Genomic DNA, 23,168 nt, shown 5'->3' on the forward strand with positions numbered 1-23,168 from the left:
CGCGATCATTCAACTTTATAAAAACTACTATGGAACAAACTACTGAGCGACCTACCATGGATCGCCCCGGATTCCGGGCGACACATGCGCGGCCAAAAAATAGCGGGACCCGCCAGCTATTTGACAATCCGGTTCTGGAAGCCCTTTCACGGACACACATTTCGGTACCTATTTCAATGTGGCTTGCGCTATCGGCTTTTCTGGGCTGGTATGCGTTTACATATACAGACATGAGCAGCGGCCTGATTGCCGGTCTTTTTGTTACCGGTCTGGCTGTTTTTACCTTATTTGAATATGTATTGCACCGGTACCTCTATCACTTAGAGCCGAAAACAGAACGACGGGCTAAAATCCAGTATACATTCCACGGAATTCACCATGAGTTTCCGAAAGACAAGACCCGTCTGGCGATGCCACCGGCACTGGCTATTTTCGTAGCTGCTTTCTTTTTCGGGGTGTTTTTCCTGCTGATGGGCGAAGCCGCATACGCCTTCTTCCCGGGTTTTCTGGTAGGTTATTCGGGCTACCTGGCAGTACACTTTATCGTACACGCCTATGCGCCGCCGAAAAACTTCTTTAAGTGGCTGTGGATTAATCACAGTGTTCATCATTACAAAAACCATGACAGCAACTACGGCGTTTCGTCGCCGGTCTGGGATTATATTTTCGGTACATACGTGCGTTAACGTATAGACGCAGGGCTACGGAAAGATAGCTGATACAGGATGCCCGATGTCTGACAAAAGGGCGCTTGCCGGCTTTATAAGAGAAAGCCTGTCTGAAAAATTAAAAACCACTGCCAGTAACCAATCCGTTGCTGGCAGTGGTTTTTTTAGGGGAAATACCGAATTTCGCAGCATGGAAGAGCAACAGCTACATGACATTACTTGCTAAAACCGTTTTTATCACCGGTGCCACCGGCTTTATCGGCAGTCACATCGCCCGGCGGTTTTTGCGGGAAGGGTATCAGGTCGAGGCCCTGAAACGGCCGGAACGGGATGCGGGTCTGCTCACCGATGTGGCTGACCGGATCAAATGGCATGAAGGCGATGTTACCGACATTCCGTCGCTGGAAGCGGCCATCCGGCCGGGGATCGACGTGGTGCATGCGGCCGCCATCGTGTCGTTTGTGCCGAAAGACCGTGCGCACATGGAAAAAGTAAATGTCGAAGGCACGGCTAATGTCGTGAATGTCTGCCTGCATGCGGGCATCCGGAAACTGGGGTATGTAAGTTCGGTCGCAGCATTGGGGCGTCCGGCTACCAATAACCAGCCTGCCGGTCAGCCTGTTCTGATTCATGAAACGCAGAAATGGGAAGACTCCCCGCTGAACTCAAACTATGCAAAAACCAAATACCGGGGTGAATTAGAGGTATGGCGCGGCGTTGCCGAAGGACTGAATGCCGTGATGGTAAATCCGTCGGTTGTATTCGGGCCGGGCGACTGGAGCCGCAGCAGCATGCAGCTTTTTCAGTATGTGTATGACGAAAAACGGTTCTATCCCGGTGGCCTGGTCAATTACGTTGACGTGCAGGATGTGGCGGATGCGATGTACAAGCTGGTAGTCAGCGGTAGTACGGCCGAACGTTACATTTTAAATGCAGGCACTATTCCGTACAAAGAATTGTTAGATAAGATAGCAGTAGCGTTAAAGAAGCGTCCGCCAACCATACCGGTATCGCCCGTTCTGTCAGAAATTGCGTGGCGGGTAGAGGCTGTGCGGTCCTGGATTACCGGCAGGTCTCCGCTGGTTACACGCGAGACCGCCCGTTCAGCGGGTAGTTTCTATCAGTTCGACGGAGGCCGGATCAGACAGGTGATTGATTTTCAGTATCGTTCACTGGATGACACGATACGGGAAGCCGCACAGGTCATTAAAGGCTGAAGAAACGGAGAATGGATCGCCGGGTAACGCGGCAAAAATTAGCCTGCGGTAATTGGTGGAATCATTTAAAACGCATATCTTTCTACTGCTATTAGATAGTTCGCACGGCTGTTGTGCGGCCCCTATCAACTGATTTACGGATAACGAACGATGAATAGCGATCCCGGTAAGGTCGTTTTTTCGTACCTCGTACCTCGTAAATTGTACCTCGTAAATCAATTGGACATGGAGCAAGAGTTTGAGGAAAGAGAAGGCGACATCAAAGAATCACTCCGTCAATTTGAACTGATGTTAGCCCGCCGCGAGCGTCAGTTTTTTGATCTGGAAGTGTACGAACGCCTGGTAGAACATTATCTGAATGAAGGCGACCTCGACAAGGCGTTGCTTGCGGCCGAAGCCGGCCTGGATAACTACCCCTATGCCCTGGAACTGATGCTCGACAAAGCACAGATTCTGGCCAACCAAACCCAGTTCGACGAAGCCCTGGAGCTGCTCGATCGGGCGGGCCTTTTTAATCCCGGTGATCTGGATATTCAGTACATGCAGGGCACTGTTCTGAACATGGCCGGTCGGTTTGAAGAGTCGGTCCAAACGCTGGAAGAGCTGCTGGACCGCACAGATGACAAGGACGATATTTATTTTCAGATCGGCCAGAGTTATCAGAACTGGGGGAAGTACGACGAGGCAATCGAGCAGTACAAAAAGGCCATTGACCTGAATATCAACAATGAAAATGCACTGTACGAACTGGCTTTCTGCCTGGACGTAACGGGCGAACTGGAAGGTAGCCTGCCGTATTATCAGAAACTGATCGACGGGGATCCGTATTCGTACAATGCGTGGTATAACATCGGTATCGCTTACAGCAAGCTGGCTCGTTATGACGAAGCGGCGGAAGCCTACGATTATGCCACGATCATTAAAGAAGACTTTGCGTCGGCGTGGTTTAATCTGGGAAATACCTACATGAACCTCGGCCAGTTTGAAAAGGCTGAGCAGTGTTACCGGAATACCCTGAAACACGAAGAGCCGACGGCAGATACCTACTGCCATCTGGGAGCCAGTCTCGAAAAGCAGAATAAACTACAGGAAGCGATCCGGGAGTACCGCGAGGCTGTCCGGCTGGATCAGCTCTGGGACGAAGCCTGGTTTGGGGTCGGCGTTTGCATGAGCGAACTGGGTAAATGGTATGAAGCCCTGCCGTTTATCAACAAAGCCATTAAGCTGAACGAACAAAACGGTGAATACTACCTCGCCCTGGCCGAAACAGAATATAAAATCGGTAACGTGGTGTCGAGCGTCGAAGCCTTTGAAAAGGCCGCAGAGGTAGACCCGGCCAATCCGGATATTTACCTGGTGTGGTCGTTGCTCCCGTTTGATCAGGGGAACTTTACAAAGGCCTACGAGATCATCCAGCAGGGGATTTCGGAGCTGCCGAAAGAGGCTGACCTCTATTACCGCGCGGCCGTATATCTGATTCATGCCGGTCTGTACCGGGAGGCACTGCTCAATCTGGAAGCCGCCCTGACCATCGACTATGAAGCTCACGTACAGCTGTTTGAATTTTTTCCGGAACTGGAAAAGCAAAAAGCGCTGTATAAAATCATTCAGCAATACAAAAAAGAGTAATACAAAAAATGCCATTTCAGGACGCAAAGCCGCCTCCGGTTTCGGGGGCGGCTTTGTTGTTAACATTGGAATGAGCTAAGACACTATTGCTGGAAAACAGGAAATTACCAACAAGGCTCTGCGAGTCCGCACCTTTTATCGTAACTTTGAGTTTTGATAGAAATCTCCGTTTCTACTGATTTATGAAAATTAATCTTCAGCAAACTGACCTGTTTGAGAACCGGCATAACGGGATAGTCGATCAAGACGTGACCGACATGCTTAAAAAAGTAGGAGTCGACTCCATCGATGAGCTTATCAATCAGACCGTTCCGACAGGTATCCGGCTTGCCAACCCACTTAATCTGCCAGCACCTAAAAGCGAGTACCGCTTTCTGTCAGACTTCAAAAAATTAGCCCAGCAAAACAAGATTTTTAAATCATACATCGGTACGGGCTACTACGATACCATTACGCCAAACGTTATTCTGCGCAATGTGCTGGAAAATCCGGCCTGGTATACGGCTTATACACCGTATCAGGCAGAAATTGCACAGGGACGTCTGGAAGCACTGCTGAATTTTCAGACGGTTGTCATTGAACTGACCGGTCTGGAAATCGCGAACGCGTCGCTGCTCGATGAGGGCACGGCGGCGGCCGAAGCCATGCACATGCTGTATGCTACACGGCCGGCTTCGAAAAAGAATGCAAATACCTTTTTCGTATCAAGCCTTTGCCACCCGCAAACTATTGACCTGATCATTACGCGGGCAACGCCGATCGGGGTGAAAGTGGTTGTCGGGGATCACCGCCAGGTAAACCTGACGTACCCTGACCTGTTTGGCATGTTGCTGCAATATCCGGCAACCGACGGCAGCGTATTCGATTACACAGACCTGATTGCGGCAGCACACGAACAAAATATAACCGTAGCCGTAGCGGCCGACCTGCTTGCGCTGACGCTGCTGACGCCTCCGGGCGAAATGGGGGCCGACGTCGTGGTGGGTTCTGCCCAGCGTTTCGGGGTACCGATGGGCTACGGCGGACCACATTCTGCTTTCTTTGCGACCCGCGACGCCTACAAGCGCCAGATTCCGGGCCGGATTATCGGTGTATCGCAGGATGCCGAAGGTAAACCGGCACTGCGGATGGCCCTTCAGACACGGGAGCAGCATATCCGCCGCGAAAAAGCGACATCAAATATCTGTACGGCTCAGGTACTGCTTGCCGTAATGGCCGGCAGCTATGCCGTTTTCCACGGTCCGGAAGGGCTGCGGACTATTGCCGGACAGGTACATGGCCTGACGAAAGTGTTTGCCACAGCCCTGAAGCGCAACGGTTACGAGATTCTGAACGAAAACTATTTCGATACCATCACGGTAAAGGTTGACGACGTAGACTCGCTGAAAAAATCGGCCAAGGCCGCTCAGCTCAACCTGCGTTACTATGCCGACGAAGAACGCGTAGGTATTGCGTTTGACGAAACGAAAACACTGGAAGATGTAACCGAACTGCTGACCGTATTCGGCATTAAGGCTGATGTAGAACGCATTGCCGGTGAACTGGAAATTACCTGGCCGGAACGGCTGATCCGCCAGTCTGCCTATCTGACGCATCCGGTCTTTAACACGCACCACACGGAGCACGAAATGCTGCGTTACCTGCGTTCACTGGAAGAAAAAGACCTGTCGCTCGTACACTCAATGATTTCATTGGGTAGCTGTACGATGAAACTGAACGCTACGGCCGAGATGATTCCGGTAACGTGGCCGGAGTTTGGTCGCCTGCACCCGTTTGCCCCCAAAGACCAGACTGCGGGTTATCAGCAGTTGTTCAAGGACCTGAATGCCTGGTTATGTGAAATTACCGGCTTCGCGGCCATGTCGCTCCAGCCGAACTCAGGTGCCCAGGGCGAATACGCCGGTCTGATGGTTATCCGCGCCTATCACCTGAGCCGTGGTGATGAGCACCGGAATGTCGCCCTGATTCCGCAGTCGGCCCACGGAACAAACCCGGCCAGCGCCGTAATGGCCGGTATGAAGGTGGTTATCGTGAAATGCGACGAGCGTGGCAACATCGACGTGGCTGACCTGAAAACCAAAGCCGAACAATACAGCAATGACCTGTCGTGTCTGATGGTAACTTATCCGTCGACACACGGAGTGTTTGAAGAAAGCATTAAAGATATCTGTAAGACCATCCATACATTTGGCGGACAGGTTTATATGGACGGTGCAAACATGAATGCGCAGGTTGGGCTGACTTCTCCGGCTACGATTGGTGCGGACGTTTGCCACCTCAACCTGCACAAGACGTTCTGTATTCCGCACGGTGGTGGTGGCCCTGGTATGGGTCCGATCGGTGTAGCCGAACACCTGGTGCCTTTCCTGCCGGGTCACGTTGAGCTGAACGGAATGGCTGAGCGCGCGGTGAAAACACCGAAAGGCGCAGTTTCGGCAGCTCCGTACGGTTCGGCCAGCATCCTGACGATTTCGTATGCCTACATTGCCATGATGGGTAGTGAAGGGCTGACGAATGCCACGAAACGGGCCATCCTGAACGCCAACTACATCAAGGCCCGGTTGGCCGGTCAGTTTGAGATCCTGTATACCGGCACCAACGGTCGCTGTGCCCACGAAATGATCGTGGATTGCCGTCCGTTCAAGGCCTCGGCAGGCGTTGAGGTAGAAGACATTGCGAAGCGTCTGATGGACTACGGTTTCCACGCGCCAACGGTGTCGTTCCCGGTAGCCGGTACGCTCATGATCGAACCAACCGAATCGGAATCGAAAACGGAACTGGATCGTTTCTGCGACGCGCTGCTGAGCATCCGCAACGAAATCCGCGAGATCGAAGAAGGTAACGCCGATAAAGCAAATAATGTCCTGAAGCACGCGCCGCACACGGCTACCGTGGTGCTGAGCGAAAGCTGGGATCGCCCGTACAGCCGTCAGAAAGCAGTTTATCCGTTGCCGTACGTACAAAGCCGGAAGTTCTGGCCAAGCGTGAGCCGTATCGACTCGGCTTTCGGTGACCGGAACCTGATCTGCGCCTGCATCCCGACGGAAGCCTACGCGGCCGAAGAAGCGACTGTGGCGTAAACAGACACGCTGTTCCGGATTTGTAATCCGGAACAATCTAACCGCGGATTCGTAATCCGCATCGCGAACAGCTTTTATAATGAAAGGGGCCCGTTCTACTCAGAACGGGCCCCTTTCATTAATTATTCGTTGTTGATTCTTCTTCGGTTTCGACGGGTTTGTCTTTGGCGTCGTAGGTGATTTTGCCTTTTTCGTCCCATTCGCTGATCACAAATGGTTCAAACTCGGTGTCCCAGCGGTCGCGGCCATACTGCATCAGCCGCTTCCGGAACTGGCGGGTAGTGCCGGGGTAATACTCGGTCCAGCGGCCGATTTTCACGCCATGGTCGTATTTCCCCGTGACCGAGACTTTCCCGTTTTCGTGGAAGGCATAATAGGTACCGGTGACGTGGCCATACTCAACAGGCATAATTTCCTTGATTTTGGTATGCGCCGAGTCGTAGTACGCAATGCGGGCTTCGGCCGGGAAGCCGTGGTGCCAGCGGGCTTTGTCGACGAGCAGGAAGTTCTGGTCGTATTTTTCCCAGCGTCCGTCTTTAGTACCTAAATAGTAAAAGCCCTCTTCCATCAGGTTGCCGTTCTGGTAGCGTTTGTAAGGTCCGTGGAGCAACGGCCGCCGGTCGGTCCCGTCGCGGGGAATGGCGCTGGTGACCCGATGGTTTTTTTCGTCGAACCAGTAGGTGTCAGAGGTCTGGACAAACTTCGGCGAGTCCTGATGCTGCCGGAGAATATAGAACTCTTCGACCACCGTACGGTCGCCGCTACCGAATTTATTATAGGCTTTGACCATGGCAATGCCTTCATAGTCGGTTTTCGAGACTTTTTTCTTCGCGCGGTCGGAATCTTTCTTCTTACGAAGTTGCTTTATCTTTAAACCCAGGTCGGGTAAGGACTCGGTAACCAGCTGATCGACGTTTTTAGGGGTCTCGTAACTGCCCGACGGCAGGCCGAGGCCGGATAAGGCCGATGGCGTTGAGACCGAGCCGGAGGTCGACGGCAGGGGTATATTCGACAGGATCGACTTTTTCTTGCCGCGCTCCTTCAGGGGTACAGGCGGGCCGCCTGCCGTGGTTAATGCCGACGGTTGTGTGGTTTGCGACCAGGCCGGTATGCTTACCAGAATGCAGGACGCCAAAAGAGTCAGATGAATAATTTTATGCATGGTCGCAGGCACAGCGCACGAAACTGGTTGCTGAGGGCGGCACTCCGCCGGAAGTTTCTTAGTTTTGCAACGCCGTGACGTTGTGATTTATTTTACAAAAATAATGCCTGACTTCGAATAGTTGTCAGCACACCGGCAGACTACTGCCATTGATTTTCAGCCATCGTGGAACAACAAGCAAAAATTTATGTAGCCGGTCATCGGGGGATGGTAGGCTCTGCACTGGTCCGGAAACTACAGGCCGCCGGTTACGAAAACATCCTGATGCGCACTTCGTCGGAGCTGGATCTGCGGAATCAGGAAGCGGTTAATGCGTTCTTCACTGCTGAAAAGCCGGATTATGTATTTCTGGCGGCTGCGAAGGTAGGCGGAATTCTGGCCAACAACACCTATCGGGGCGAATTCCTGTACGACAACCTGATGATTGAGGCCAATATCATTCATGCGGCTTACCAGAACGGGGTGAAAAAGCTGATGTTTCTGGGGTCTTCGTGTATTTACCCGAAAATGGCGCCTCAGCCGCTGAAAGAAGACTATCTGCTAAGCGGATTTCTGGAAGCGACCAACGAGCCTTATGCCATCGCTAAAATTGCGGGCATCAAGCTGTGCGAAGCGTACCGCAGTCAATACGGATCAAACTTTATTTCGGCTATGCCGACTAACCTCTACGGGCCGAATGATAATTACGATTTGCAGGGCTCTCATGTGCTGCCGGCGCTGATCCGGAAGTTTCACGAAGCCAAAATTAATAACCAGCCAACGGTTGAGGTGTGGGGGAGCGGGTCACCGCGCCGTGAGTTCCTGCACGCCGATGATCTGGCTGATGCCTGTTTCTTTCTGATGCAGAACTACGACGGTGAACTGTTCGTAAACATCGGAACGGGCGAAGACGTGACCATCCGTGAGCTGGCCGAAATGGTGAAAGAAGCCGTGGGTTTTGCCGGCGAGATTCGCTGGAATACCGACAAACCGGACGGAACGCCGCGCAAGTTGATGGACGTTTCCCGCCTGCACGACATGGGATGGCGTCATACAACGGATTTGAAGGAAGGCATCCAAAAGACCTATCAGGATTTTCTGGCCAATGTCGAATTATACGTCGAATAATGGAATCCGCCCGTACGGGCGACCCCACGTGGTCGCCCATTACCTATCCATAAGCAGGCCGCCCACGTGGTCGCCCGTTACCTATCCATAAATAGGCCGCCCACGTGGGGTCGGGGCTGCGGGGCGTTGTCTGCTGACTGGGCTCCTATACACATACCTGGCCGCCCACGTGGGGTCGGGGCGGCGGGGCGTTGTCTGCTGACTGGGCTCCTATACACATACCTGGGCGACCACGTGGGGTCGCCCCTACAGGCCTTTCGCCGGGTTGCCGAATACCGTCGCGTTGGCCGATACATTTTCGACAACCACTGATCCGGCACCAACACGGGCGTTTTTGCCGATCGTCACACCGGCAACAATAACGGCTCCTGTGCCGATAAACGCACCGTCTTCAATCGTTACTCCGCTGTTGATGACAGAACCGGTTCCGATATGAACATAATCGCCGACTTTGGTGCCGGCATCAATGACGGTGCCTGCCTGTATGATGTTGTGATGGCCGACGTTTACGTTCGGATTGAGTACTACACGGGCGCCAATCAGGTTGCCGTGGCCAATAGCCGATGATGTGGCCAGGACGGCTGTGTCGTGGATAGCGTTCACCGGCTGCACTTTACGGCGCTCATTCAGCATTTTTACCAACTGTTTCCGCACACGGTTGTCGGCAATGGCCACGCAGGCTTCACATTTGTGGCCGATCAGTTTCAGATAGCCGTCGTCATCCGTATCGCCAAGCACCGAAATATCACCAAATTCCTGTCCGTGCAGCTTCTGGTCATCATCCAGCAGACCATATACCACGACGTTGTTGCGCTGAAAAATGTCCAGTGCCGTTTGGCCAAGGGTGCCGGCTCCAAATATCAAAACGGGATTTTCCATAAATCAAAAAAACACAATCACTCTGTAGTGTACAATACCGCAGATAGGCCAAAAACGTTCACCGGCGGGGGAATGAGTTGATTATTAGCAATTTCATAATAGTACCATAAAACGCGGATAATGTGCAGAATGTATTTTCGGACATGAAACCAAAACGGCATTTTCGCACCATTGTGCTCTCCGATATCCACCTCGGTACGTCGGGTTCGAAGGCAAAGGAAGTTACAGAATTTCTGAAAACGTACTCTTGCCAGAAGCTAATCCTGAACGGAGACATTATTGATGGCTGGCAGCTGAAGCAGTATGGGACCTGGAAGAAAAAGCACACTGCCTTTTTCCGGACTGTGCTGAAACAGATTGTCCGGTACGATACCAAAGTCATTTACCTGCGTGGAAATCACGATGATTTTCTGGATCAGATCATGCCGTTGCGGCTCGGGAAAAACTTTTCGATCCGGAAAGACTATGTCCTGCAATCCGGCGACAAGCTGTTTTACGTTACCCATGGCGATGTGTTTGACTCGATTACGTCGCACATGAAATGGCTGGCCCACCTCGGCGACATTGGCTACACGTTCCTGCTCTGGATCAATAAACTCTACAACCAGTACCGGACCTGGCGCGGTCTGCCTTATTATTCGTTGTCGCAGGAAATCAAAAAGCGCTTTAAACAGGCCGTTAACTACATTTCTGACTTTGAAATAAAACTGACTGAACTGGCCAAAGCCCGCAACTGCGACGGCGTTATCTGCGGCCACATTCACCAGCCCGCCATTCACAACTACAACGGCATGATTTACATGAACTCCGGCGACTGGGTCGAAACCCTCAGCGCACTGGTAGAAGATTACGAAGGCAACTGGAACCTGATCTACTACACGGCCGATCAGGAAGAAAAGAGCCCCGAAACCCTGGCTTCCCGCAGCCTGCCATTTGAAAACCCTGCCATAATGCCTAATTTGGCCCTGTAAGTGAGTGAATGAGTGATTGTGTGAATGAGCGAGTCACACAATCACTCATTCGCACAATCGCTCAATGCGTATGCGTATTCTATTCTTAGTACAAGGTGAGGGGCGGGGGCATATGACCCAGGCGCTGGCCCTGGCGCAGATCGTGCAGGCCGCCGGCCACGACCTCGTTGGCGGGCTGGTGGGGGTGACGCAGGGCCGGCCGGTACCAGCTTTTTTTGCCGATGCCTTTCCGGCTCCGATCGAAGCAGTAAACAGTCCGGCGCTGGTATTCGATAAGAAAACAAATGAGCTCAAAGTCGGTACGTCGGTCCTGAATTCGCTGAAGAAAAGCAAAGTGTATTTCAGCAGCCTGCGCCAAATTCGGGATGCCATCCGGCGACACCGCCCCGATGTCGTGGTCAATTTTTACGAAATACTGGGCGGTCTGGCCTATGCCCGTTACCGGTTCAGGGTGCCGATTGTGACCGTAGCGCACCAGTACCTGGCTTTCCATCCCGCATTTCCGTTTCCGCCGGACAAACCGCTGGACAAACAGGCATTTTTGCTCTTATCGCGCATCAACTCATGGGGTGCCACGCTGAAACTGGCCCTGTCGTTTGATGAGCTGCCCGATGTTCCGGCGGAGCATCTGAAGGTAGTACCGCCGTTGCTGCGGCAGGAAGTGCTCGACCGCACCCCGACCACCGAACCCTATCTGCTGGCCTATGTAACACAGCCCGGCTTGCGGGTGCAGGTCGAAGAAGCCCACCGGCAGCGTCCTGACGTGCCACTGCGTTTTTTCCACTCGGGCGTGACCCAACCGGAGCAGGTTGTCGATGATACGCTGACGCTCCATGCCATCGACGGCAAACGGTTTCTGGACGTAATGCAGCATTGCCGCGCGGTGGTGACGACGGCGGGTTTTGAGTCGGTATGCGAAGCGTTTTACCTCGGTAAACCCGTGCTGATGATTCCGCAACCTAACCACTACGAGCAGGCGGGCAATGCGCTCGATGGTCAGCGTGTGGGTGTGGGTATCGCCTCCGACAGCTTCGACCTTGACCGGCTGATGGCCTACCTCCCTAACCACGACCCGGCTGCCAATGCGCGGTTCCGGCAGTGGCACAGCCGTTGTACGGAGCTGTTTCTGGCCGCGCTGGAAGGAGTGGTCAGGAAAAAATAAATCGTCCCTCTTTTCCTCGTATCTTTAGGGGTTTTCTTTCGCAACAAACCCCAAGATGAAACACATTCTTCCGCTTTTGCTGATGGCGGGCAGCGTCTGTGCCCAGCCACCGGCCAAACGCCCGATCAATCCTTCTGACGTAGCTCGCTTACAGACGATTAGTGATCCGCAGGTATCACCCGATGGCAATTGGGTTGCCTTTGTGCAGTCGTCGGTCGATGTGAGCAAAGACAAACGCAATGCCGACCTCTGGATGATCAGCTGGGACGGTAAGGAATCGGTACAGCTCACCAACAGCCCCGACGGTGAGTCGACGCCGCGCTGGAGCCCCGATGGCCGTTATCTGTCGTTTACGTCGTCGCGGAACGGCGCGAGCGGCAGTCAGCTCTGGCTGATGGACCGGCGGGGTGGCGAAGGCAAAAAACTGACCGACCTGAAGGGCGAACTGGAAGAATACGAGTGGGCTCCCGACGGTAAACGGATTGCCCTGGTGATCCGTGATAAGGACTATTCGGATTCGGCAAAGACTAAAATCCGGACCCCCTATGTCATGGACCGGTACCAGTTTAAACAGGACATTCAGGGCTACCTCGACCGGCGTGCGGCCCATTTGTTCCTGTACGATGTAGAGAAAAAAACACTCGATACGCTCACAAAAGGTATTTACGATGAATCATCGCCGGTCTGGTCGCCCGATGGCAAGCAGCTGGCCTTTGTCAGTAACCGCACCGCTGACCCTGACAAAAACGAAAATACCGATATCTACGTCATGGCCGCCCAAAAGGGCGCTGCGATGCGGCAACTGACTACCTGGGCCGGCCGCGATGGTAGCCCGGTCTGGAGCCCCGACGGCACGCAGATCGCCTATACCCGTTCGACGGCAGCGACCAACTTTATCATGTACGATCAGGCGGTGCTGGCCGTAGTGCCGGTGCAGGGTGGTGAGCCGCGTTTGCTGTCACTGGCCCTTGACCGGCCCGTGCGCAATCCGCGGTGGTCGGTCGATGGCAAGGCCGTTCAGGTGCTGGTGGACGATGACCGCCGGACCTATGTGGGGGCCTATGCCCTCGCCGATGGCAAGCTGAGCGTCGTGGCGGGCGGCGACCGTGCTTTCAGTGATCTGGAGCGCCATCCGAAAGGCTACTGGGCAACCCTGATGAGTGAGCCCCAACTGCCAACCGAAATTTATGCGGTCGAAGGAACTACGGTCCGGCGACTGACCAATGTGCAGGATGAGTTTGTGACACCGCTGGCACTGGCAACGGTCGAAGGGTATACCTCACGCAGCAAGGATGGTACGCAGGTATCGAACCTGTTGTTCAAACCGGCAAATACGGTGGCAGGGCAGAAGTTACCGGCTATTTTCTTTATCCACGGCGGCCCCGTCGGGCAGGATAGCTACGGATTCGACCTGTCGCGGCAGATTCTGGCCTCGGGCGGGTATGCGGTGGTTGGTGTCAATTACCGGGGAAGCAGCGGCCGTGGACTGGAATTCTGTAAGGCCATTTATGCCGATTGGGGCAACAAGGAAGTGGCCGATATTTTAGGCGCGGTTGACCAGCTGGTGCAGAAGGGCGTAGCTGACCCTGACCGCCTGGGCATCGGTGGCTGGAGCTACGGCGGTATCCTGACCAATTACACCATTGCGACAGACCCGCGCTTTAAAGCCGCTGCCAGCGGTGCCGGTAGCTCCCTGCAACTGACCATGTACGGCATTGACCAGTATGTCAATCAGTACGAAAATGAGCTGGGTGCCCCATGGAAAAATCTGGATAAGTGGCTGAAACTGTCCTATCCGTTTCTGAAGGCCGACAAGATCAAAACACCAACCATGTTTATGGCGTCGGAAAAAGACTTTAACGTGCCGGTGGCGGGTAGCGAGCAGATGTATCAGGCCCTGAAATCGCTGGGTGTACCGGCGCAGCTGATTATTTACCCGAACTCATTCCACGGCATTACGACCCCAAGCTACCAGAAAGACCGCTTTGTGCGCTATCTGGACTGGTTTGATAAATACCTGAAAGCACCGGCGTTGCAGGCGCAGAAATAACCTGTGGAGCGGATAGCGTAATCGTGGCCCGATCAGACAGTATCACCCGTCTGGTTGGGCCACGACTTGTTTTCCGGAAGGGGGATCTGACCGTTTACGCGCGAAAACCAGCCATTGGCTCAGTAGGCCGGTTATGTATCGGGTTTCCGTTGTAAGTTTCTGGTAGAACGTTGTTTAGCCATGCGCTGGCCAGACAACAATCAGTTGTTCTGACCGCAAATTCCGCAACAATGAAAAGCCTGACCATCTTCTGCACCCTATGGCTGTTTTCGGGTATGTTATCCGCCCGCAACCTGACTGCCCCGAAGGCAGCGACCACACTGACCGGAAGCATTTCCGTGACCAGCAGCCAGCAAACCGGTAATCCCCGGACGCGCACATTTACGTTTCACCTGCCCTCCGCTACACCTGCCTGTAATCTGCCGTTGATGATTGTGCTGCACGGCGACGGTGGTACCGGAGCCGGTATTATGAACTACACCGGATTTAATGCATTGGGCGATGCCCAAAACTTTATTAGTGTATATCCGGATGCGTTACCGGTGGCTGGGTCGGTTCAGTGGAATAAATTTGCCGACAATGCGACGGGGTCAGGAGATAACGGCAATGATGCCAATGCGCCTGATGATGTGCAGTTTATCGTAGATCTGATCGATTATTGCTACCGGCGTTTCGGCATCGACCGTAGCCGCGTTTATGTGACCGGGCATTCGGGGGGCGGCTTTATGGCGTATTTCCTGACCATTGCCAGCGCCTCGAAGGGTCGGATTGCCGGTATTGCACCGGTGGCTGCCAGCTTATGGGGCAATGATACTTACCTGAACAATCAGTTTGCGACCGGGACATTTTCCCGGACACCGCTATTGCACATCCATGCGACAACCGATACCGATGTTAGTTTTCCTGACCTGAACAGTGGCTGGATCTGGCCTGAGGCTTCCTATGCCTGGCCGACCTGTACCAACGCAACGCCTGTAAGTTCGGCGATTGCAGCGGATATTACCCGGTACGATTTCTGTACCAGCCCGGCACCGGTAGTATTGCTGGCCCTGAAACGGGCAGGCCTGGGACATGCCTGGCCAACCATTGCCAATTCGGGGTATAACACCGAATTACAGATCTGGTCGTTTCTGAGTCCGTTCAGTAAAGGGAGTTATACATTACCGGCACCGGTTATCAGCCCGTCATCAACCTCTATAACGGCCGGGCAACAGGTTTCCCTGACGGCTGGTTGTCCGGCAGGGTCGGGATATGTCTGGAATACCGGAGCAACCGCCGCCACAATTACGGTTTCACCGACAGCCACCACCACCTACACGGCTTATTGTACGGCGGGTTTGTGTCAGGGGGCGGCCGGACAGGTGATGGTAACGGTAGGGAGCAGTACAACATCAGTGGCCGCTGTGATCGACGATCACATCAAAACAGATCAGTTCGGGTATTTGCCGGCCGCACAGAAAATTGCGGTCATCAGCAGTCCTGACCCCGCCGTGAGTCAGTATAATCAGACAAGCCAGTATACGCCGGGCAACACCTATCAGCTGCGGCGGGTGTCTGATAACAGCGTGGTTTTCAGCGGAACACTCGTGGCGTGGAACGGAGGAGCAACGCATAATCAGTCGGGCGACAGGGTATGGTGGTTTGATTTTTCGCCGGTAACCGCCGCCGGTAGCTACTATGTCTATGATGTCGGGCAAAACAAGCGTTCGTATCCGTTTCTGATTGCTGAGTATGTGTATGATGTACCGGCGCGGCAGGCCCTGGCAGCCCTGAAGATGCAGCGGTGCGGGGTAGCTCGTTTCGGTCAGCTGGGCAGTAAAATCTGGCAGGATGCGGCCTGTCACCTCGGCAATTTGCAGGATACGCATTGCCGCGATGTTTCGGACCCGGCCAATAGCGCCAGAGAACGGAACATGTCGGGTGGGTGGCATGATGCCGGTGATTTCAACAAGTATTCGCTCTATGCAGCTGAGGCGCTTCATAACCTGCTGAAAGCCTATGAAGAGAATCCGGCGTCGTGGACGGCTGCTGCCGGTTCGCTGCCTGCACCGCTGGAGGAGGCCGCTTATGAACTGGACTGGCTCCTGAAAATGCAGGACAGCGATGGGCGGGTGCGTTGTAAGGTTAGTATTAAAGGGTACGGAACAAGCAGCCCGCCCGGTACCGATACCCGTCAGCGGTTTTACGGAGGGGCCAGTACCCTGACGACCTATGCCGTTGCGTCGGTGTTTGCGCATGCCGCCAGTGTGTTCGGTAGTTTTTCGGCAACCTATGCCAATACGCTTAAGACGGCCGCCCGCCAGGCCTGGAATTGGGCAAAGGCTAACCCGAATGTGATTTTTGACAACACACCTTTTCTGATAAACGGGGGAGGTAGTTTTAACCCCGACAACGGCATTTACGGCGATGCTGCCAATAGCAGCTACTACCGCAGCATCATATACCCGACGGTAGCGGCGGCCTATCTGTTCCGGTTGTTCGGCGCTACGGACGGTGCGGCTTACAAAACCGCATTTGAAAACCTGTATGGCCAAACCAGCCCGCTGCAATGGACGGCCGGTGCTGATGCCTATTTCCCGGATTGGCAGGTGATACTCGACGCACTGCTGACCTACGCTAACGCGCCGGATGCAACGCCCGCCCATGCTACGGCGATCCGGAATAAGTTTACGGCTCTCGTCACAACGTCCTCCAAACTGCTGCCTGCTTTCCTTAACCGGACGGATGCCTATCGGGCTTACCTGAATTATCATCCCTGGAACTCAAATCAGCAGAAAGCGCAGGCCGCTCTTCAACTTCAGCTGCTGAAACGCAATAACCTGAGTCCGGCAACGAATGAGGCGTTACAACAGGCAGCGCTCGGGTATCTGCACTACCTGCATGGGTTGAATCCGAATGCAAAATGCTACCTGAGTCAGATGAACGCGCTGGGTGCGTCGAACTCACAAAACGAAATTTACCATGGCTGGTTCTGGGATGGAACCGTGTATGATAATGCCCTGACGTCGGCAACAGGGCCGTTTCCCGGCTTCCTGATCGGCGGGCCGAATCAGGACTACAGCGGGGCGCTGATACCGCCCAAGGGACAGCCTGCGCAAAAAGCTTATAAGGACTGGAACACCGATTATCCGGACAATGCCTATGAAATCACCGAAATCGGTATTTACACACAAGCTGCCTATATCCGGTTGGCCGCCGCGTTTATGACAAAGCCACTTTGTACAGATAGTGCTGTCAGCCAGTCGGTTCAGTCGGGCGACTGGCAGGCCCCATCGACCTGGTTGTGCGGGACGGTTCCGACCGTGAGCAGTCGTGTGCAGGTGAAAGCGGGGCATATAGTGACGATACCGGCACCTGTGCAGGTAAAGCAGATACAGCTCGACGCGGGCGGGCAGCTACGGTTCAGCGCAGGCGGCAGGTTGATCCTGGTTCCTTAATTTTCTTAAATGCAACATTGTTGCATTTAAGAAAATTAACCATACCTTTGCGGGAGAGATTTTTCACTTGAGCTGTATGAAAAAGCTACCTGTAACGGTACTAAGCGGATTTCTGGGTGCTGGTAAAACCACGCTGCTTAACCACGTCCTGCACAACCGGCAAGGCCTGAAAGTGGCGGTTATCGTCAACGACATGAGCGAGGTAAACGTGGATGCACAACTGGTGCAGCAACAGAACACGCTCTCGCGGACGGAAGAAAAACTGGTCGAAATGAGCAATGGCTGCATTTGCTGTACCCTGCGCGAAGACCTGATGCTGGAGGTAGAGAAACTGGCCCGCGAAAACCGGTTCGACTACCTGCTGATTGAGTCGACGGGGATCTCGGAGCCGTTGCCGGTGGCACAGACCTTTTCGTTTATCGACGACGAGAAGGGCATTGACCTCTCGCGGTTTTCGCGTCTGGATACGCTGGTGACGGTCGTAGATGCCTACAACTTTCCGCGCGACTTCGGCTCTGTCGATACCGTACAGAGCCGGTCGCTGAACGACGATGAAACCGACACGCGCGCCATCGTGAACCTGCTGACCGATCAGATCGAATTTGCCAACGTTATTATTCTGAATAAAACGGACCTGCTGCCCCGCTATCAGGTAGGTGAACTGCGGGCAATTGTGCAAAAGCTGAATCCGAAGGCACGGATTATCGAAAGCCAGTTCAGTAAGGTCGATCCGGCCCTGATTCTGAATACCGGCCTGTTTGATTTTGATGAAGCCTCGCAGTCGGCAGGCTGGATACAGGAGCTGGAAAACTACAAAAACGGCGTTTGCCACACCCCCGAAACAGAAGAATACGGCATCGGTTCGTTTGTGTTCCGCGACCGCCGGCCGTTTCATCCGGTCCGTTTCTGGCAATACCTGAGCGAACATTTTCCGGCGGGCATCATTCGCAGCAAAGGACTGTTCTGGCTGGCATCCCGCCCCGACGAAGCGCTGAATTTCAGCCAGGCAGGCGGGAGCCTTCGGGCCGAGCAGGCCGGTGTGTGGTGGGCGTCGATGCCGTTTCAGCAGCGGTTACGGTACGGCGCGTTCCTCGACCATCGCCAACAGATTGAAGCCCGCTGGGATAAGCGCTTCGGCGACCGGCAGAACGAGCTGGTCATTATCGGTCAGGATCTGGATAAACTCCGGATTATACACGAACTGACAGACTGTCTCTGTACGGAGCAGGAGATTCTGCACATGGAGAAAAAAGGGCGGTTTACCGATCCGTTCCCGGTCTGGCAATAACAACAAAACGATGAAAGAACCATACGATGCCGCCATTATCGGCGGCAGTTTTGCCGGGCTGAGCGCGGCGCTTGTGCTCGGCCGTTCCATGCGGCATGCTGTGGTGATTGATGCCGGGAAACCCTGCAACCGCCAGACCCCGGCGTCACACAATTTCCTGACGCACGACGGCCGGCCTCCCGGTGAAATACTGGCAGAAGCCCGCCGGAATGTGCAGCGTTACCCCACGGTCGACCTGGTTGCCGGGACGGTGATCACCGCTGCGCAAACCACCGGAGGCTTTACTCTCACCACACAGGCAGGAGAGCAACTGACCGCCCGCAAGCTGTTGCTGGCAACGGGTGTGGCCGATCAGATGCCCCCTATCCCGGGGTTTGCCGAATGCTGGGGGCGCTCGGTGCTGCACTGCCCGTTCTGCCACGGTTACGAAGTGCGTAACGAGCCCATCGGGTTGCTGGCCAACGGGGAGATGGCCCACGAACTGGCCCGGCTGATTGAGCAATGGAGCCCGAACCTGACCCTGTTTACCAACGGGCCGTCGACGCTGACGGCTGACCAGCTGGCCGATGTCCGGCAGTTGGGAATTCCGGTAATCGAAGACGAGGTGCAGGCTATTCTTCACCAAGATGGGTTTATGCAGGCAGTACAGCTGGCAGATAACCGTACGGTTGCGCTGACCGCCCTATTCAGCCGCGTGCCGTTTACCCACCATACCGATCTGGCCGATCAGCTCGGCTGTGCTTATTCGGAGACCGGGCATATTGCGGTCGACGGGATGGGCCAAACCAATGTGGCGGGTGTCTTTGCCGCCGGCGACTGTACGACGGTGATGCGGCAGGTAGCGATGGCGGTGGCCGCAGGCAGTAAAGCCGGTGTGGCGGTAAACCGGGTGCTGCGGCAGGATGAATTAGCCCGGCGAAAAGAAGTCGGGTCATAAAAAAAGGGGACAGGCTAAAAAGGCCTGTCCGCCAATGAGGTCACACATACTTGCAGACTGTGTGACTCTAAGGGAATATATAATCGGCGAAAAAGAGAGTAATCAGTAGGCAAATAGAAGGCCAAACCACTAATGGTTCGGCCTTCTATTTGCCTACTGATTAAACGGATTTTAGTATCCTTACTTTACCGTCAGCATCAAAATGAATTATTTTACTATTGTTAGGCCCTCCGCCAATTATTCGGCCTCGATTCACTTTTACTTGCTCTTTACTGCCATCTTGCTTAACCATTTCTATCCATCTCTGTGTTTTCAGTGGACGAATATATAATCGATCTCCAATGGCCTCTTCCAGGCATTTTAACATATCAGGTGTAGGTGCAGTTTTTTCTATGTCAAATTGAGACTTTCCATCGTAGAACAAAATAATATCTTCTCCAAGTAATGCCCACTCCTTTGGAGGGTTGTCTCTGTATTTATCATCTAGTTCGGCACGTATTACCCATGCTGGCTGTTTATCTTCGTTAATGAACCTCTTCACTGTAACCACTCCTTTATCGCCTATAAAATGGTGATCACGTATGCATTCATGAATAAAGTCTAATATTATTTGTTGTTCCTTCGGATTGGTAATATTAATCTGATGGCATTGTTGTGCCAAAAGAGAGATAATATTAAAAAAAGAAAATGCTATTGTTATTGTTAAGGTTTTCATAGGATTACTGACAGTTTGGTAGACTCGATTTCTCAATAGGTCCATTCATATTAAATTCAAAATCGTTTGTGCCTGTAATGATATACTGACGTAATCCAGGAAATGAAGACATAATATTAATGTCATCTTGACTTGGATTAAATGTATCATAAGAGAGACCATTGTAGGGACTTGTCCCCGTCGGATGGGTGTGTACCATACCCATGACTTCTAGGGTCTCTAAAATACCACCTTGACCGTTGTTTAAGGTCCAGTCATATAGTTCTACTTTCCATACTCCCTTCTCTTGAAACAGTGTAACCAGAACTCTGTTTTGTTGATCACGCCATTGATTTCCTGCCGGCCAAGCTACAGATTCTAATGAGTTTTCTTTATTTGGCAAAATAATCAATTTCCCATCTGTTGTGATCAATCCACCATATTCTTTTGAATCACGATTACTATACTCATGCATTTTGTTGTAGTTAAAGCAGTTAGCATCAGTTAAATAGTAAGCATTATTGTAATATGTTGGATCATCATTTGATGGGGGCGAACTTGGGGAGCCTCCTGGCGGGGTAGGAGTTGGGTTGATTGGGTATTCTGGCCCACACATAGAAAAATCAAGCTCTTCATCAGTTAACCAATAAAGTGCAAAATTAAAATAAGTGTATGTTGGACACGGGGTTGAGCGATAATCAGAATAACCACTAATTACGGCTTCTCCATCTGGGTTAGCCCCTGGTGCACCAGTATAAAAACAGTGATATTGTTGACATTGACTTATAAATGCCATGGTTGGTTGCAAAAACGGTAGTTGACCTAATTTAAACCCTATTGGTCTATCAGTTATATGTGACTGTTGATCCCATACACTTTGGATAGAAGAAAGAGGTAGCTCTTTTGGATTGCCACTATTTTGAGGGATGCTTTCTTGCTTTAGGTAAAGATGCTCATAGGGGTCTGTTTTACTGATAATTACGTGTTTCGTCTTTCTTTTAAAGTTTATATTTTTTAATACAGCCAAGCTTAATGTTACACCAATAAATGGTCGTATTAATTTTCGACTTGGTGCACCTGTGTAAGCATTACTTTCCATAGGTGATTGGCCAAATGTACTTAAGCTTAGTAAGCACAATAGATGTAAATAGTAGCGTGTTTTCATGGAAAATGTTATTTAAGTGTTTATATATGCGGAGTAAAAGCAAAAATTATGGCAGGACTTATTGCTTTTTTACTCTATACGAAGTAAACTTGTTCAAGTTTATATTGAAAAAATAATATATTGATCTCACCAATAATTTATTAGCTATGTTGCAGCCACAACACAATATCGGGAACAAAATCAGGAAGATACGTGAATTGAGAAACTTCACACAGACCTATATGGCTGAACGCTTAGGGATTAAGCAATCTACGTATAGTACAATTGAGAATGGCGAACTTGATGTTACTTTGTCTCGCTTACAGGAGATTTCAAAGCTACTTGAAGTGAGAATAGAAGATATTATATCGTTTGATGAAAAAATGGTATTTAATATATCAAATTCTCAAAATGGAGTCGGTTATATAAACAATAATGTTGTAAATCAAAATCAAAAATTAGAAGAATTCTTTCGGGAAATGGCAGTTTTAAGGGAACGAATAGGATTTCTGGAAGGAGTGATAAGTAAGAAAGAAGGCCATTAAAAAGAAGAAACATACACTGGAATAGCCGTTTTCAATATGGGTGTGCTAAATTATTTGTTGCAATGTTGCTCGCTTTCAGGTTAAATAACGTGTTTTAGGCGTTTAACCTGAAAGCGAAAGTACTTAAGTCTTTAGGTCGATATTAGAGGCAATTTTGTGATATTATGTTTTGTGTACACTATATGCTGCTGCTTAGTGTTTAAACACCTTCACCAGATACACACACTCCTGTACTTTTTTGATCTGTTGCTTGCGCGGCAGTTTAGCCAGCGTATTTTTCCGGTTCAGTTTCAGCGACGCTCCTTTCAGCGAATCGCCCGGAATATCGCCGATGGCGCGGAAAAGATAGTCTGTTTTGATGGCAAACGACGCGCCTTCAGTCGAAATCTGTTTCCCGCTGATAACGCCGATTACGTTGCCCTTTTCGTCGAGAAGCGGACCGCCGGAGTTACCCGGGTTTACACTGATGGCCACCTGATAGGCCGACGAATCGTTGCGGAAACCGGTGCGTGAGCTCAGATAGCCTTCATCATACACGATTTCGTCGCGCGGGTAGCCAAGCGTAAAGACGCGCTCGCCTAAATCAGACGTACGGGGTTCAAAGCTATAAGGCAGAGACGGCAGCGGTTTATAGGAGCTGTCGCTCTGGATCTGCAGAATGGCCAGGTCATAGCCCCGGTTAGTATACACGATCCGGGCTTTATAGACATCGCCTTTGTGATCCTGCACATAGACGGAGTCGGCACCCTGCACAATATGGTTGTTGGTGACCAGATAGCCATTCGGCGCTACCAGAAAGCTGGTACCGGCCACCCGTGCGGGTGTTGAGTTAAAGGCGGCCCGGCGGCGTGCACTCAGGCTGCTCAGAATCTGGTTCTGCGATTGTTTAATCGCCTGCACATCCCGGCGCAACATGCTGTATTGAGCCTGCTGCTGGTGGGTCGACCGGTACTGCCACACAGTAAATAAGGTAGCAAACGTCGTTACCAACGCCACCGAGGCCGCGATGGCCAGTGTCGGCTTGTGGGCCTGCCACAGTTGCCGGATCAGTGTCGGACGCTTTTGCTGCTGCCATTGCAGGTTGTTCTGAATGGCATCCATATCCATGCTGGCGTGAATCTGATCCAGTTTTTTCCGTAAATCAACCCGCCGGCGATACTGCTCGAGGGCTTTTTCTATGTCCTGATCTTCTTCCATC

The 23,168-nt window shown here is 52.3% G+C and carries 17 protein-coding genes; 12 read left to right on the forward strand and 5 right to left on the reverse strand.

The features are described 5' to 3' along the window. Positions 1-29 precede the first annotated feature (29 nt). The 4 genes from BLX24_RS05745 (at position 30) to gcvP (ending at position 6,594) form a co-directional block, all read left to right on the forward strand. Positions 30-686, forward strand: a complete 657-nt coding sequence (locus tag BLX24_RS05745; protein WP_071502122.1) for a sterol desaturase family protein — start codon at positions 30-32, stop codon at positions 684-686. Positions 687-877: 191 nt separating this feature from the next. Beyond that, complete coding sequence (locus BLX24_RS05750) at positions 878-1,885, forward strand: NAD-dependent epimerase/dehydratase family protein (RefSeq protein WP_071502123.1); 1,008 nt, start codon at positions 878-880, stop codon at positions 1,883-1,885. Between the two features lie 225 nt (positions 1,886-2,110). Beyond that, positions 2,111-3,514: a tetratricopeptide repeat protein gene (locus tag BLX24_RS05755; protein ID WP_071502331.1), complete on the forward strand. Its 1,404-nt coding sequence runs from the start codon at positions 2,111-2,113 to the stop codon at positions 3,512-3,514. 182 nt (positions 3,515-3,696) lie between these two features. Continuing rightward, a complete protein-coding gene (gene gcvP / locus BLX24_RS05760) occupies positions 3,697-6,594 on the forward strand; it encodes an aminomethyl-transferring glycine dehydrogenase (RefSeq protein ID WP_071502124.1) in 2,898 nt (965 codons plus the stop codon). 118 nt (positions 6,595-6,712) lie between these two features. On the opposite strand, the gene BLX24_RS05765 is transcribed toward gcvP, so the two are convergent. Then, complete coding sequence (locus BLX24_RS05765; RefSeq protein ID WP_071502125.1) at positions 6,713-7,756, reverse strand: toxin-antitoxin system YwqK family antitoxin; 1,044 nt, start codon at positions 7,754-7,756, stop codon at positions 6,713-6,715. Positions 7,757-7,921: 165 nt separating this feature from the next. Between BLX24_RS05765 and fcl the strand changes: the two genes are divergently transcribed. Beyond that, on the forward strand, positions 7,922-8,863 hold the full coding sequence (fcl, locus tag BLX24_RS05770; RefSeq protein ID WP_071502126.1) for a GDP-L-fucose synthase: 942 nt from the start codon (positions 7,922-7,924) through the stop codon (positions 8,861-8,863). 246 nt (positions 8,864-9,109) lie between these two features. Here the strand turns inward: fcl and BLX24_RS05775 are convergent, their stop codons facing one another. Further along, positions 9,110-9,742 carry an acetyltransferase gene (locus BLX24_RS05775; protein WP_071502127.1) on the reverse strand — a complete coding sequence of 211 codons (633 nt, stop codon included), beginning with the start codon at positions 9,740-9,742 and terminating at the stop codon, positions 9,110-9,112. A gap of 143 nt (positions 9,743-9,885) precedes the next feature. Here BLX24_RS05775 and BLX24_RS05780 point away from each other — a divergent pair, with 143 nt between their 5' ends. The 6 genes from BLX24_RS05780 to BLX24_RS05805 all read left to right on the forward strand — a co-directional run bounded on the left by BLX24_RS05780 (position 9,886) and on the right by BLX24_RS05805 (position 19,587). After that, on the forward strand, positions 9,886-10,713 hold the full coding sequence (locus BLX24_RS05780) for a UDP-2,3-diacylglucosamine diphosphatase (RefSeq protein WP_071502332.1): 828 nt from the start codon (positions 9,886-9,888) through the stop codon (positions 10,711-10,713). A gap of 70 nt (positions 10,714-10,783) precedes the next feature. Further along, positions 10,784-11,875: a glycosyltransferase family protein gene (locus BLX24_RS05785; protein WP_071502128.1), complete on the forward strand. Its 1,092-nt coding sequence runs from the start codon at positions 10,784-10,786 to the stop codon at positions 11,873-11,875. Positions 11,876-11,930: 55 nt separating this feature from the next. Beyond that, positions 11,931-13,925, forward strand: a complete 1,995-nt coding sequence (locus BLX24_RS05790; protein ID WP_071502129.1) for a S9 family peptidase — start codon at positions 11,931-11,933, stop codon at positions 13,923-13,925. A 230-nt stretch (positions 13,926-14,155) separates the two neighbouring features. After that, complete coding sequence (locus BLX24_RS05795; protein WP_071502130.1) at positions 14,156-17,362, forward strand: glycoside hydrolase family 9 protein; 3,207 nt, start codon at positions 14,156-14,158, stop codon at positions 17,360-17,362. Positions 17,363-17,438: 76 nt separating this feature from the next. After that, positions 17,439-18,650, forward strand: a complete 1,212-nt coding sequence (locus BLX24_RS05800) for a GTP-binding protein (RefSeq protein WP_071502131.1) — start codon at positions 17,439-17,441, stop codon at positions 18,648-18,650. A 10-nt stretch (positions 18,651-18,660) separates the two neighbouring features. Further along, positions 18,661-19,587, forward strand: a complete 927-nt coding sequence (locus BLX24_RS05805; protein ID WP_071502132.1) for an NAD(P)/FAD-dependent oxidoreductase — start codon at positions 18,661-18,663, stop codon at positions 19,585-19,587. Between the two features lie 160 nt (positions 19,588-19,747). Here the strand turns inward: BLX24_RS05805 and BLX24_RS05810 are convergent, their stop codons facing one another. Both BLX24_RS05810 and BLX24_RS32055 read right to left on the reverse strand, forming a co-directional pair. Continuing rightward, entirely contained in the window at positions 19,748-20,302 is a 555-nt protein-coding gene (locus tag BLX24_RS05810) for a hypothetical protein (RefSeq protein WP_071502133.1), read from the reverse strand. 4 nt (positions 20,303-20,306) lie between these two features. Beyond that, positions 20,307-21,446, reverse strand: coding sequence for a hypothetical protein (locus BLX24_RS32055; protein WP_143092577.1), 1,140 nt, complete (start codon positions 21,444-21,446; stop codon positions 20,307-20,309). Positions 21,447-21,592: 146 nt separating this feature from the next. Here BLX24_RS32055 and BLX24_RS05820 point away from each other — a divergent pair, with 146 nt between their 5' ends. Further along, positions 21,593-21,970: a helix-turn-helix domain-containing protein gene (locus BLX24_RS05820; protein WP_071502135.1), complete on the forward strand. Its 378-nt coding sequence runs from the start codon at positions 21,593-21,595 to the stop codon at positions 21,968-21,970. A 192-nt stretch (positions 21,971-22,162) separates the two neighbouring features. Here BLX24_RS05820 and BLX24_RS05825 read toward each other — a convergent pair whose 3' ends face one another. After that, positions 22,163-23,167 (reverse strand): S1 family peptidase, encoded by a 1,005-nt coding sequence (locus BLX24_RS05825; RefSeq protein ID WP_071502136.1) that lies wholly within the window; start codon positions 23,165-23,167, stop codon positions 22,163-22,165. Position 23,168: the final 1 nt, after the last annotated feature.

The organism is Arsenicibacter rosenii (assembly GCF_001870735.1).
GTDB classification, from domain to species: Bacteria; Bacteroidota; Bacteroidia; order Cytophagales; family Spirosomataceae; genus Arsenicibacter; species Arsenicibacter rosenii.

Coding starts and splice junctions, on each gene's coding strand:
- BLX24_RS05745 (WP_071502122.1), top strand. CDS start 30: ATGGAACAAACTACTGAGCGACCTACCATGGATCGCCCCGGATTCCGG.
- BLX24_RS05750 (WP_071502123.1), top strand. CDS start 878: ATGACATTACTTGCTAAAACCGTTTTTATCACCGGTGCCACCGGCTTT.
- BLX24_RS05755 (WP_071502331.1), top strand. CDS start 2,111: ATGGAGCAAGAGTTTGAGGAAAGAGAAGGCGACATCAAAGAATCACTC.
- gcvP (WP_071502124.1), top strand. CDS start 3,697: ATGAAAATTAATCTTCAGCAAACTGACCTGTTTGAGAACCGGCATAAC.
- BLX24_RS05765 (WP_071502125.1), bottom strand. CDS start 7,756: ATGCATAAAATTATTCATCTGACTCTTTTGGCGTCCTGCATTCTGGTA.
- BLX24_RS05775 (WP_071502127.1), bottom strand. CDS start 9,742: ATGGAAAATCCCGTTTTGATATTTGGAGCCGGCACCCTTGGCCAAACG.
- BLX24_RS05780 (WP_071502332.1), top strand. CDS start 9,886: ATGAAACCAAAACGGCATTTTCGCACCATTGTGCTCTCCGATATCCAC.
- BLX24_RS05785 (WP_071502128.1), top strand. CDS start 10,784: ATGCGTATTCTATTCTTAGTACAAGGTGAGGGGCGGGGGCATATGACC.
- BLX24_RS05790 (WP_071502129.1), top strand. CDS start 11,931: ATGAAACACATTCTTCCGCTTTTGCTGATGGCGGGCAGCGTCTGTGCC.
- BLX24_RS05795 (WP_071502130.1), top strand. CDS start 14,156: ATGAAAAGCCTGACCATCTTCTGCACCCTATGGCTGTTTTCGGGTATG.
- BLX24_RS05800 (WP_071502131.1), top strand. CDS start 17,439: ATGAAAAAGCTACCTGTAACGGTACTAAGCGGATTTCTGGGTGCTGGT.
- BLX24_RS05805 (WP_071502132.1), top strand. CDS start 18,661: ATGAAAGAACCATACGATGCCGCCATTATCGGCGGCAGTTTTGCCGGG.
- BLX24_RS05810 (WP_071502133.1), bottom strand. CDS start 20,302: ATGAAAACCTTAACAATAACAATAGCATTTTCTTTTTTTAATATTATC.
- BLX24_RS32055 (WP_143092577.1), bottom strand. CDS start 21,446: ATGAAAACACGCTACTATTTACATCTATTGTGCTTACTAAGCTTAAGT.
- BLX24_RS05820 (WP_071502135.1), top strand. CDS start 21,593: ATGTTGCAGCCACAACACAATATCGGGAACAAAATCAGGAAGATACGT.
- BLX24_RS05825 (WP_071502136.1), bottom strand. CDS start 23,167: ATGGAAGAAGATCAGGACATAGAAAAAGCCCTCGAGCAGTATCGCCGG.